The organism is Desulfosporosinus sp. Sb-LF, from assembly GCF_004766055.1.
Lineage (GTDB): Bacteria > Bacillota > Desulfitobacteriia > Desulfitobacteriales > Desulfitobacteriaceae > Desulfosporosinus.
The window spans coordinates 39,959-52,241 of sequence record NZ_SPQR01000002.1; the positions used below are offsets into that span (position 1 = coordinate 39,959).

The window sequence follows — 12,283 nt, forward strand, 5'->3', positions numbered from 1 at the left end:
CCCTCCTGTGGCGTACCCTTTAGAACCGCATAAGAATGAGGAACCCATAAAAAAGGGTCTGTATTGGCTATATGTATTCTACATAATAGTCAATATTCCTGCTCACTGTCCGATTTTTTTTTATAAAGACCTTTAAGGGATTTATTGCAATCGGACAGGTTCCCATCGATACTTTTCTAGTTTACACTAAAACCTACTAGTTTTCCACCTTTTAGTCAATATTATACCGACTTCAAATGGAATAATTGAAGTATAGCACAATGATTGAACCTAAATGTTAATATTTTGTGGGCTTTCAATTTACAAGTTGTTAAACTTTCTTTTGAAAAGCTCATAGAATTGAATAACTAGTACTGCACAAATTTAGCACGAAATGCGTTTGGAATCAATGCCCAGTTTTTAGAACATGCTAATAGCCTTTATATTTCAGGACTCCTCTGTAGATGCCGAGCGCTGCTTTTTGTTGGAAATCTGGAGATCCTAAGAGGGTTTCTTCAGTCGGGTTAGATATGAAACCGATTTCTACCAAGACTGCGGGCATCTTTGTGTTCTTGATCACGTAGAAGGCTGCGTCCTTTGTGCCACGGCTGGGTAAGGATATCACTTTTACTAACTCGCTCTGGATGCTATCCGCTAGGTTCTTCGACTGGGTAGTCACTGGACTAGCCGAACTATAGTAGGTCGTTGTCCCACTTGCTTCCGGATTGCTGAACGAATCGTTGTGTAGGCTGATATAGAGATCCGCCTTTAGGTCGTTCGCGATTTTGGTGCGAGCCTGAAGGTCCGATAGCTCTGAATACGTTCCGGTTACGGGCGAGATATCCGTGCTACGCGTCAAGACGACTCGTGCCCCAGCCGAGCGCAATAATCCTGCAAGATCGAGGCCCACAGCCAAGGTATTGTTTTTTTCATAGGTCCCTTTTGCCCCAATCGCGCCTGTGTCAGGTCCCCCGTGCCCGGGGTCTACGACAACGGTTACTCCTGCTAAGAGGTAGGAAGGCTGTACGTCTCCTTGGATCATGGCCTTGACTTGATCTGTAATAACCGCCAAGCCTCCGACGATCACCACATTCATAGGACTTTCGGTTGGTCTAGACAATACGGAGTAAGTTGATCCCGGCAAGGTTGATGTTTGAGCCATGACGATTTGGGCTTGTTGCTTGGCTGCTAGCCCTCCCGCTGCGAGTGCATCGGGGAAGTTCTCGCCAGTGACAAGGTACGTCGTTTGAGCAGGCAAGGCATCCATGGCAAATTCATAGACAGCTGCTGCGGTCTCATAGCGGTCATTCCCGGCAATCCGTTGAACACTGTTCAAGCCGCTCAGTATCGTACTGGATACTACTGCTTCTCCCCCGACGACGATGGTGTCGAGATCTCCTTTTTGCTGTAGACTGTTAAGCTCTTGTTGAGTCGAGGCAGGCATCTTCTTGGCATTAGTCAGAAGAATTGGGGTCTCTGTCACCCCCGCATAAGCTGATATCGCAAGGGCATCCGGAAATTGTTCTCCATTGGCCAGGATGACTTGCCCCTTAGTTCCGACACGTTCGGCTACCTTTTGGGCTGTTTCATATTGGTCATACCCTGCAATGCGTTCTGGTTTGCCTAGTCCCGCGTTTTGGATATCCGCCTCAACTTTTGGGCTTAAGGCTACTTCCCCACCTAAAAGGATAACTTGCTGTGCGCCCAACCGTTTAATTTCTTCCATTACTTTCGCATCAACTCCCCCTGCTGGGGTGAGGAGAATAGGGGCGTCCAATTGATGGGAAAGGGGCGCTGCAACGAGAGCATCTGGAAAATGATCGCAATTGGCCAATAAGACAGTATTTGCATGCTGCCACCCTGTTTTAGAAACTTCGATGGCAGTATCTATTTGACGCTCTCCGGATATCCTTGACGTCTCTAAGGCTAAGGGAGAAGCGTTCGCAGGATTCTGTAATCCCAACCAAAATACTAAGACCAATATTCCGATGAGTCCCCATTTTAAATTTGCCACACTGTAATCCCCTCCCTAAACTTGATGCCTTATAAAATTCGACATAATTCCCTGATGTCCTGCCAAAAAGAAAAGGGACTTTCGTCCCAATCTATTATTGAACCCAGCTTTCTACGGTCTGTACGACGTTTTCCGGCAGTGCTAAAACACCGCCAAACTCCTCCACCTGCTTTCCTTGCCAAGAATTTAAGAGTGTGGCCAAACTAGAAGGAATATCAGAGTTCGTCGGAACTAAGACGACCATTGTTCCGTAGAAGGCGGCCCGGACGGCTCCAGTGAGGGCATCTGGGTAATTCTCTCCTGTTGCCATTTCTAGTTTGGCTGATATAGGAGGATAGGTTTTTAAGACGGCGGCCGCGGTGTCGTAAGCTGTCTCCCCGCTAATCCGGTTGGGGGAGGGAAGGCTGTTCATTACGTTAGCGCCTACCACAGCTGTCCCTCCGATGACGATGGTTTGGGTTACATTGAGCTCCCTTAGAACAGTTTGGGCATCTTCAGATAATGTTGAAGGTTCTGTGAGTAAAATGGGGATACCCTGGCGAGCAGCCCAAGCTGATATGACTAAAGCGTCCTGAAAGTAACGCACGCTGGCCACGATGGCCTTTCCTTTGGTACCGAGTTCTCGGGCAATCGCTACTGCTGTCCCTTCTGCTGTGTAACCGGACAGACGTTTGACGTCATACTTCTGCCGAAGTTCTGCTTCAATCGTCCCAGACAGGGCAGCTGTGCCCCCAAGGAGATAAACAGTCTTGGGAGCTAGTCTGACTAGCTCCGCTCGAACCTCCTCCGTGAGTCCTGAGCTTGGAGAGAGTAAAATCGGGGCTTGCAATTTATAGGCCAGAGGGGCTCCTGCCAGAGCATCTGGGAACTGATTGGCTTGGGCGAGAATCACAGTATCTGCTCCGGTTGTAAAGGTTGCTTGCGAGATCTTGACGGCAGTCCCCTCAGCCGTAACCCCCGCAAAGCGGTTACCCACTGTCATTGATTGAGGGGTCCCTACCGCATAGATTCCACCTTTATAAAGGCCAAGCCTGGCTTCACCATTGATGATATCTCCACCCAATGAGATCCAACGCGAACCATCCCAACGATAGACATTAGCTGTCGCTCCAGAGTCCGTTTTAAGTGAGGAATCGTTCAAGGTCAAGGAAAGCATTTTTTGTGGAGCGGCACTTCCCCAGTCGATCTGAAAGGCTGAAGTTAAGAAGTTGGCACCGTTTGGTAAACTGGCAGGGGATTGGATTGTTTGTGCAGAGACGTTGGTGGAGCTGTCAAACGCCTGTTCAGGGATCGTTAAGGCCAGCTGGGTTGTGCCCGCTGTGGCTTGAACAATTCCACCCAGTTCATTGACTGAAGCCGAGGATGGTAACTTATCTAGCGTTTTATTAGCGAGAGTTAAGGCTAGTTTCACGTCCACAAGTCCGTAACCGTAGCTATCGTCTCGTCCTTGAGAGCCTAAATCTTTTACCCCCGCTTCAAGGACCTGAATAACTTGATCTCTGGACCAATCCGGGTGCCGACTCCATATTAGGGCAGCTTCTCCCGACACAAACGGAGCGGCCATGGAGGTCCCGCTCGCATCAGCGTATCCTGCGCCCGTGGTTTTGCTCCACCAGTCACTGGTGATGGAGTCCCCAGGGGCGGCTAGATCAACTTCTGGGCCTGAGACGGAGTAATCTGCCACGTTGTTGTTTTTGTCAGTTGCTGCCACGGCCAGAACATCTGGGTTGGAGGCTGGGTAGCTCACCCCGGGATTCCCTTCCGTCTGAGGGTCATAATTTCCTGCGGCCGCGACCAATAAGCACCCCTTATTATAGGCATAAGCAATAGCTTCCCCTAAAATATCCGAGGGTGCCGAACCATTCTCCAAGCCAATGCTAAGATTGATAATCTGTGCTCCATGATCTGTAGCCCAGACAATTCCGTCGGCAATAGCGTCGTCATAGCCTTCCCCCACGGAATCCATGACCTTGATTGGCATAATCTTGGCCTTGTACGCTACTCCGACTATTCCAGCATTGTTTCGTTCTGCGGCAGCGATCCCGGATACGTGGGTTCCGTGTCCATTATTATCCTGATTCGCGCCCAGGGCTTCACTCTTGGTAATGGAATTATAGCCAGGGACTAAATTATCCTTTAAATCCGGGTGTTGAAGAGCGACCCCCGTATCGACCACAGCAATGGTTATTCCCTGACCGGTAGCCCCTATGTCCCAGGCTGCTTGAACGTTGCCGTTGACTATTGACCATTGGTCTTGGAAAAGGGGATCCTTCGGAGTAGTTGATTCGGGTGAGGGTATCGTTGAGACTGAAGTTGAAACAGAAGTGGTGGTTGTTGCTTTTGTTGCTATAGTGCGTCGATAGTTTTGCTCTGCCCCCAAAATTCCAGGGGTACTCTTCAGTTCTGCTATGACCTGTAGCACGTTATTAGATTCCTTGAATTCTAAGGTCGCATAATGAAGCGGCCCCCGACGCACAACGTTTGCCCCTAAGTCGTGAGCCACGTTGTCGACATCAACCCCGGGGGCTAAGGAAACGATGACTTGAAAGAGTTGGGATTGGGGTTGAGCTAACACCGGTGGAGCTAGCCCAATGTTTAGAACCACCATCCCCATAATCACCCAGGAAACTATCCTAATTTTGGTCTGATCCATTAATTTTCTTCTAATAGACATCTCTTTCACGTCACTTTCGTTGGGTCTTTTCTGTCACTTTGTTCGAATCCTTAGATTTTTTTCTTTAGATATGCCTTTGAGAAATTCCATACAATGTCATTCGACAATTAATGCCATTTTCCCTCCCTATTTGTGCCTGCATAAATGTGAAGATCTTATGGGCACGGTTTACTGTATGAATTTGGAAGCTATCATGGGGAGGATTTCGACTCTTTAAAAAGAATATCTTAGGAATAAACTCCAAGTCTGGTTAGATAGCGATATGAATGTTTTAGCTAAATGAAAAATTAAAAACTGGAGGTTATTAATGAACGTTTTAACTAAAAAGACTCTGAGTATTATCTGTGGTCTAGCCATTCTAGTTAGTGTTATACACTTCCAACCGCTCAGTGTACAAGCAGATCCCAGCGAATCTGTAACAAACCGTATTTATGGAAATACGCAATATGATACAGCCGTAGAGATTTCTAAAAAAGGTTGGGATAATGCGCCTGTCGCGGTGCTAGCGACCGGAGGAAACTTTCCAGATGCTCTCACCGGAACTGTTCTAGCGCATAAAGTAAATGGACCCTTACTGCTCACTGAATCGGATCATTTAACTCCCACTGTTTCCGAAGAACTCAAACGGCTCGGTACGCAAGAAGTGTACCTCCTGGGCGGGACAGCCGCCTTGAATGATGGGATCGAGCAGGCGCTCAAAGATCAAGGGATCTTGCCTCGGCGTCTTGCAGGCTGGGACCAGTATGGAACAGCCGCCACCATTGCTGGGAGGGCCACCCCGAGCTCTACTCAGGCTTTCTTAGTCAATGGCGAACATTTTGCGGATGCTCTGAGTATCTCGTCTTATGCGGCTGCCCAAGGAATTCCTATTTTACTCACACGGAGTGATTCGCTGCCGACAGAAACCGCTACGGCCCTCACCCAAATGGGGGTTCAGAACGTGACGCTAATTGGCGGTACGGCCGTGATTAAGGACACCATTGAAGAACAGCTTAGCAAACTGCCTCAGCCTATTAAGGTTACCGCGAGATATGCAGGATACGATCAATACGAAACTAACACGACCGTTTTAAATCAATTAGCATTTGAGACTTCTAAAGTTTATGTAGCGACGGGAGAAAACTTCCCGGATGCCCTTGCAGGTGCTGCTCTGGCTGCTAAGGACAAGGCGCCGATTGTTTTGTTACCCCATGCGCAATTAAGTGCGTCAACAACGACTTATCTCAATCTTCAACGAGCCTCCGGCTCAGCCTTTACTATTTTTGGGGGGTGGGGCATTATCAACTATAAACTAGAAAGTATTGTTCGCACTGGGGTTATTCAATCACGAATTTCCCTCCAATATACCCAAGGTAGTACTCAGGGAATGCTTAACCAGGTTCAATCCATTCCTACACCGGCTACGGATTACGCCGACATTATTGCCCCAAGCTGGTTATATCTTGATGATACCGCAGATGGGAATGTAACTGGGGGCTGGGATTCGAGCACTGGTGATTACGCCAAGCTCACAGCGGCTGCTCATTCCCGCAACTTAAAAGTCCTTCCGGTTATTCAATCTACTTGGGCAAGTCCCAAAACCGTAGATACTGTACTTGCCTCCGATCCTGCTCGTGCTAAACTAGAAAGCCAACTCATCGAGCGAATCCAAAGCACAAACTCAGACGGCATCGTGATCGATTTTGAACTGATGAGCAATGCTACAGGGCCCTATCTCACCCAGTTCATGAAAGAACTATACGCTCAACTTCATCCCTTGAATAAGTTAGTCATCGAAGCCGTTATGTCTAGAACTGGTTCAGAGACTTGGTACGATGAGTTTGACTACCATGCCTTGAGCCAATATGTTGATTACTTGCACATTATGACCTATGATTACAGCAAATCAATTCCAGGGCCTCTCGCCCCACTGACTTGGATGGAAAAAGTACTAAGCTATACACGTGGACAAGGGGTAGACATGCATAAGGTTCTACTGGGAATCCCTTACTATGGGAATGACTGGTGGACAACTAACACGGGGGCTAATCCGACTTATGAACGACGCGCGGGCGGGATGGCTGAACTTTTGGCCTTAGCCAATGGGCCAGTGCAACGGGATTCATCGCAGGTACCTTACTTCAATTACACCGATTCAATAGGTACTCACACCGTCTATTTCGACGATGCGCAAAGCTGGAATGCCAAATTATCATTGCTCAATCAATATAGCCTTGGCGGAGTCGGAGCATGGTCCCTGAATTGGACTCAGAACCCTGTAAGCGCAAGTGCGATCTTCCCGCTTTTGAAGCAGTACTTGAGATAAAAGCTTCAACTTCTCCTTTTCATCAATCTCAGGTCTTTCAATAAAAGTGAAAACTAATTAGGGAAGTCGTTCACTGACTAAAATAGCAGTGAACGACTTCCCTAATTTTGCTCTAATATTCATCCATCAACCAGAACTTTGTTAGGGTTTTATGTTAACAACATCTAGGATAATGATCTCTTAGGCTTGCTTATAAACCCTCAGATTGTATAATATTATGAAAGCTAAAATAGAGAATTATGAGGTGGCCTTTTTTGTTAGTATTACTGACGATTTTTAATTCCGTACTCATGGTGACGGGGCAAACTCTTTGGAAGCTTGGAGCCACGGGCAAGGAGATTCATAGCTTGGGTCAGCTCCTCCGCCTTTTTCTCAGCCCTTTTGTCCTTGCCGGCCTCATGGTATACGCATTTGCCTCTGTCCTATGGATTTATATTTTAAATAAAGGCGAATTGAGCTATGTTTACCCGATTCAGAGTACCGCTTTTATTTTTGCGCTTATTATTGGTACTACAATCTTCAAAGAACATCTGACTCCCACGAAGGTCATCGGGGTCTTAGTGATTTGCCTTGGGGTTATCATTATCACACGAAAGTAGGCTGCATAATGTGGAAAGCCGTTAAATATTTGCCTGAGAATTTAGCAGAAACAATCGATATGGCGCGAGAGTATTACGGAGAATCCTGGATTTCCGACACCAGTTACTTGAAATGGCAGTATGAAGCCAATCCGGCTGGCCCGGCGATGATCCAATTGGCCCGAGATGTGAAAGCGGATCAGCTTGCCGGCCAATATGTCGTGATTCCGATGCGTTTCAAAGCCTATGACAAAACGTTTAACGGAATCCTCTCCTTAAACACTCTTACTCGCCAAATCTTCACTGGTCAAGGGATTTTCACTGGATTAGCAAAAACCGTCTATCAGGACTGCGCCGAACAAGGGATGGAGTTTTGTTATGGATTTCCCAATCCGAATTCCTACCCAGGATTCACGAAAAAGCTAGGCTTTACCGACCTCGGGAGTGTCCCACTCTTGCTCAGGCCTTTAAATACCAAGGCTTTGGCCACACAAAAATTCGGTTCCTTAATTGGATCTTTGGTGCTTCCATTCCAGCTCTTTTATAACGTTAAAGACCGCTTTGATGACCGCTATGAAGTTTATCCGCTCACCGCCTTCGATCTCTCCGCTGTAGATGTCTTCTGGGCTAAACTACAACACAAATACCCGATCATGGGAATCCGAGATGCTGCCTATCTCCGCTGGCGGTATTTCGAGAATCCCTATCGAGACTACCAAATCTACGGCATTCATAAAAAAAACAGCTCAGAGCTTAGCGGTTATATAGTGGGACGATGCACTGAAGTGGAAGGTATGGCTTCTGGTATGATCGTCGACTTTCTAGTTGATCCAAACGTTACCGACGCAGGGAACTTACTCATTAATCGTCTCTTACGCTTTTTTGTTGATAACAACATGGATTTGGCTGGTTCGCTGATGCTGCCCCACACTGAAGAATCTCATATTCTCAAAGCCAATGGGTTCTTCACCTGTCCCAAGGCCTTAGAACCGCAGCCCTTCCCAGTTATTTACCGTAGGCTCATACCTCAAGAGGAAGATCCATTCCTTCAACTCAATCACTGGTTCTTAACCATGGGTGATTACGATGCTATTTAGCTCTAAAGAAGCTCCTTAATCACAGTTTTGTCCTCTAAAGTGATCTCGTAAAAATTTTACTTCATAATCAACCATTACAGATGAAGATTAAATAATTCGTTTGAGAAATTATGTAATAAAAAATTGTTCAGGTGACGAAAGCAGGGTTCAGGCTATGAAGAATATATTAACCATCGACTTAGAAGAATGGTTTCATGCCAATTATCATGATGATGTATTTGATCCCCAAAAAACGTATGAAGTGCGCATTGTCCAAAACACCGAACGTCTTTTAGCCCTCTTTTCCGAACATAAAGCTAAAGCAACCTTCTTCGTCCTTGGCTACGTTGCAGAACAACACCCCCAGCTGATCCGCAAAATTGCAGCAGCAGGACATGAAATTGCTACCCATGGGTATGCTCATCAGCTTGTTTACCAACAAACCCCAGCGGTGTTTAAAGAAGATGTTAGTCAGGCCAAAAAACGCGTTGAAGATATCATCGGCAAAAGCGTCAAAGGATACAGGGCCCCTTCTTGGTCCATCACATCAAAGTCTCTCTGGGCCTGGGATATTCTTGAGGACTTAGGATTTGTCTACGATGCCAGCGTCTTTCCGATCGAAACGTATCTTTATGGCCTGCCCTCTTCTCCCCGTTTTCCCTACCACCCTCAATACAATGGAAGGACCCTAAACCTTCTTGAAGTTCCTTCCTCGACCGTGCAAATCTTAAATAAGAATATTCCTTTTGCCGGCGGCTTTTATTTCCGTGCACTACCCTATGCTATGATCGCGCAGTGCATCAAAACGGTAAATAAAGAAGGCCACCCGGCCATCGTCTACCTCCACCCCCGTGAGATCGACCCCGGCCAGCCTCGTCTCACCCTCAGTCTAAAAGAAAGTCTTATCCATTACTACGGGATTAGCGGGTGCGAGCAGAAGTTGATACGCATCTTAAAAAAGTTCGAGTTTACTTCCATTGAGGAGTACTATGGGCTTTAGAGTTCTACCATCGTGCCACATTGGAAATTCTGCTGATCAAGACTTTAGACTATACAATTAGGAATAATATTAATTAACACGAGACCGTAGGATTTTTACCCCTACGGTCTCGTGTTAATTCAAAGTGTTTTATCTATAGATTTTAAGCATTGCGGCGTAACGTGCAGACGCGTGCAGAAAAGCACTCCTCCCCTCGTTCTACTCCGGCCAAATCCTACTCATCATCGAATTAAGAATAATCGCCAAGCTGACCTTAAACATATAATACCCGCTCTTAAACGGGGTGATCGACGAATTGCCGGACAACCGTGCATCCATTTCCACTGAAACTTCCATCACCCGCAACCCATTCTTAACCAAGGTTACGATTGAATCCGGTTCCGGATAATCTGTAGAATAATGGGTGGACACTACCCTCAACGCCTTTTGGTTATAGGCTCGGAATCCTGAGGTAGGGTCCGTATAAGTTTTGCGAACGACAGACTGAATTGTTTTACTTAGGATATAAATCCCTAGGCGCCGAGGTAAAGCCGATTTGTACGATGTTTTTGCTAAAAAGCGTGATCCAATCGTAACATCCGCTTTCCCAAGAAGTATCGGGTCAATCAACTTCTTGATTTCTTCTGCTCGGTGTTGCCCATCCCCATCCACTTGTAAAGCCACGTCATAATGATTCTTCACAGCATAAAGAAACCCGGTTTGGACAGCTCCTCCAATACCCAGGTTCACGGGCAAAGAAATTACCTTCGCTCCCTGTCTACGAGCAACCTCAGCTGTTTGATCGGTTGACCCGTCGTCAATCACGAGCACATCAAGCCAAGGAGACGTGGTTTTTAGATTTCTGACCACCGAGCCGATATTTTCAGCCTCATTTAAGGCCGGAACGATCGCTAAAGTTCGTTTCATAGTGTTTCGTTAAACCGTCCTTACCCAAGAATTCCATCACTTTTATTTCATCTTCGAGAAGAGCAATCCGTTGTATTAAGACCCGATTGTTTGAACTCAACTTCGAAATTGCTAGGGAAAAATGAATGCATAAAACAAACACTAAAGCCCCAAAAACTACAAAAAGTGCTGAAGGGGCATAATAAATCCCCATTAAGCCTGCTAGGTACTCAATCCCATTTCTCCAAAGAGAAAAGAAGATCATGCCTAAACCCGATACAATCCAGATGAGAGAGTATTCAACTGCCAAGCGCCTCCTTCGAACTTGCTCCACGACAAATCCTGTGACAATTAGGCTGGTTATAAGAGCGGCTATCTGAATACGCGACATCTATACCCTTCTTCCTGTTCGGAGATTCGCTTTTGAAAGTTTTTCTATTCCTTCGAGGGCAATAACCAATACCAAGGACCCTAAGAGAATCAGCGCAGGCATCACCGGCAGACGGTAGCGAGCGCCGGAAACCACCGTAATCATGGACACAACAAAGCTATAATAAACGGTAAACAGCAATAGAAAGCTGTATTTTTTCAGACGAAAGAAACTAAGAAGCACACCAGCAAGCCCTAACAGGAGATACCCTTTATCGAGCGAATACCCCTTCATCTTGTAGGCTTGGCCGTCAGCGGGAGTCACTGGTTGCCAGAACAGGTTTATTTCTTTATCCAACGTGCGCTGCAGAAACAGCACGGGGTGTCGAAGAATATAAGTTTCTGCCAGTTGTTTATAGTCCTTTTCTTGTTCCGGAATCGGCAGTTTTTCAATACGGGCTTTCACATCGGGGTCATAGCTCGGTTGGGTAAAATAGAAATAGCTGTTCGTCACTGTCAAAGGATTGTTCCCTAGGTAAAATTCATAAGAACCGTAATTGGACACCGCAATAAATTGATGATATTTGAACGCGTTACGAATCCACCAAGGACTCATAACCAGAATCGTCATCAATACGATGATGCTGAAATCTCTGATTGCCGTTTTTAAATGCCAGCGTTTCATCCACAGGATCCAAATTCCCAAGACCGGGAAATAAAGTAAGAGTAACGGGCGAACGAGATTCGAAATTCCGATCGCAGCTCCTAATATCAAGAGGGTCTGGAGCTTAGGCTTTTCGATCTGTTTGGAATAACAGGCCGAAAGATAAAGAAACAGTGTGATCGTAAAAATGTAGGTAGTTTCTGTAAGAACGTACATCCCCCAAAAAGCATACAAAGGGTATCCCAGAGTCAACCCATAGGGGATCCAAGCATACTTCTTGCCAAATAGGATTTCTCCTGTCTTATAAGCTAGTACCGCACTGGCCGCTCCAAGTGTGGCGTGCAGAACAGCAATCACCATTCCATAGCTTTTGAATCCAAAGATCCCATAGATTAAGGCTAAGAGCAAGGGATAAATCGGCCCAACCACATACTCGCGGGTCTGAGCCACCTCCCTCACGACACCGTCAGCCCCCTGTACGAAATTCGCGGTATTCACGAGACCTCGCCCTTGAAGAAAATTCTCGGCAATGTTGGAGTAGTGTAGTCCATCCGGAGAAATAAGATAGTGCACACTATACGATTTGATATAAAGCAGCTCTATACCCAAGGCGATAAGAAACAAGAGTCCTGTAATCCACAGCCCTGTTCGAGGTTCGATGTTCGAGGCACGAGATTCGAATTCTAGTGCTTTTTTATACTGTTTATCCAATGATGTCCATCCTTCGTTCATTTTTAAG

9 protein-coding genes are annotated in these 12,283 nt (G+C 46.4%); 4 read left to right on the plus strand and 5 right to left on the minus strand.

Annotated elements, in window-relative coordinates:
* Window positions 1–409: 409 nt before the first annotated feature.
* Together E4K68_RS03025 and E4K68_RS03030 are read right to left on the minus strand one after the other, a co-directional pair.
* On the minus strand, window positions 410–1,993 hold the full coding sequence (locus tag E4K68_RS03025) for a cell wall-binding repeat-containing protein (protein ID WP_135377279.1): 1,584 nt from the start codon (window positions 1,991–1,993) through the stop codon (window positions 410–412).
* A 94-nt stretch (window positions 1,994–2,087) separates the two neighbouring features.
* Window positions 2,088–4,667, minus strand: a complete 2,580-nt coding sequence (locus E4K68_RS03030) for a S8 family serine peptidase (RefSeq protein ID WP_135377280.1) — start codon at window positions 4,665–4,667, stop codon at window positions 2,088–2,090.
* Between the two features lie 307 nt (window positions 4,668–4,974).
* Between E4K68_RS03030 and E4K68_RS03035 the strand changes: the two genes are divergently transcribed.
* The 4 genes from E4K68_RS03035 to E4K68_RS03050 all read left to right on the plus strand — a co-directional run bounded on the left by E4K68_RS03035 (window position 4,975) and on the right by E4K68_RS03050 (window position 9,626).
* Complete coding sequence (locus tag E4K68_RS03035; RefSeq protein ID WP_135377281.1) at window positions 4,975–6,972, plus strand: cell wall-binding repeat-containing protein; 1,998 nt, start codon at window positions 4,975–4,977, stop codon at window positions 6,970–6,972.
* A 254-nt stretch (window positions 6,973–7,226) separates the two neighbouring features.
* Window positions 7,227–7,571 (plus strand): EamA family transporter, encoded by a 345-nt coding sequence (locus E4K68_RS03040; RefSeq protein ID WP_135377282.1) that lies wholly within the window; start codon window positions 7,227–7,229, stop codon window positions 7,569–7,571.
* 8 nt (window positions 7,572–7,579) lie between these two features.
* Complete coding sequence (locus E4K68_RS03045; protein ID WP_135377283.1) at window positions 7,580–8,647, plus strand: GNAT family N-acetyltransferase; 1,068 nt, start codon at window positions 7,580–7,582, stop codon at window positions 8,645–8,647.
* A 100-nt stretch (window positions 8,648–8,747) separates the two neighbouring features.
* On the plus strand, window positions 8,748–9,626 hold the full coding sequence (locus E4K68_RS03050) for an XrtA system polysaccharide deacetylase (protein WP_243450244.1): 879 nt from the start codon (window positions 8,748–8,750) through the stop codon (window positions 9,624–9,626).
* A 198-nt stretch (window positions 9,627–9,824) separates the two neighbouring features.
* On the opposite strand, the gene E4K68_RS03055 is transcribed toward E4K68_RS03050, so the two are convergent.
* From E4K68_RS03055 to E4K68_RS03065, 3 genes are read right to left on the minus strand one after another with little or no spacing between them, the layout of a single operon-like run.
* A complete protein-coding gene (locus E4K68_RS03055) occupies window positions 9,825–10,532 on the minus strand; it encodes a glycosyltransferase family 2 protein (RefSeq protein WP_135377284.1) in 708 nt (235 codons plus the stop codon).
* Complete coding sequence (locus E4K68_RS03060) at window positions 10,495–10,902, minus strand: DUF2304 domain-containing protein (RefSeq protein ID WP_135377285.1); 408 nt, start codon at window positions 10,900–10,902, stop codon at window positions 10,495–10,497. The genes E4K68_RS03055 and E4K68_RS03060 overlap by 38 nt, the downstream gene beginning before the upstream one ends.
* Window positions 10,903–12,255 carry a glycosyltransferase family 39 protein gene (locus E4K68_RS03065; RefSeq protein WP_348982832.1) on the minus strand — a complete coding sequence of 451 codons (1,353 nt, stop codon included), beginning with the start codon at window positions 12,253–12,255 and terminating at the stop codon, window positions 10,903–10,905.
* Window positions 12,256–12,283: the final 28 nt, after the last annotated feature.

Excerpts from the sequence above, each read along its gene's own strand:
- E4K68_RS03060 (WP_135377285.1), bottom strand. The coding sequence starts at position 10,902 with ATGTCGCGTATTCAGATAGCCGCTCTTATAACCAGCCTAATTGTCACA.
- E4K68_RS03045 (WP_135377283.1), top strand. The coding sequence starts at position 7,580 with ATGTGGAAAGCCGTTAAATATTTGCCTGAGAATTTAGCAGAAACAATC.
- E4K68_RS03055 (WP_135377284.1), bottom strand. The coding sequence starts at position 10,532 with ATGAAACGAACTTTAGCGATCGTTCCGGCCTTAAATGAGGCTGAAAAT.
- E4K68_RS03030 (WP_135377280.1), bottom strand. The coding sequence starts at position 4,667 with ATGTCTATTAGAAGAAAATTAATGGATCAGACCAAAATTAGGATAGTT.
- E4K68_RS03035 (WP_135377281.1), top strand. The coding sequence starts at position 4,975 with ATGAACGTTTTAACTAAAAAGACTCTGAGTATTATCTGTGGTCTAGCC.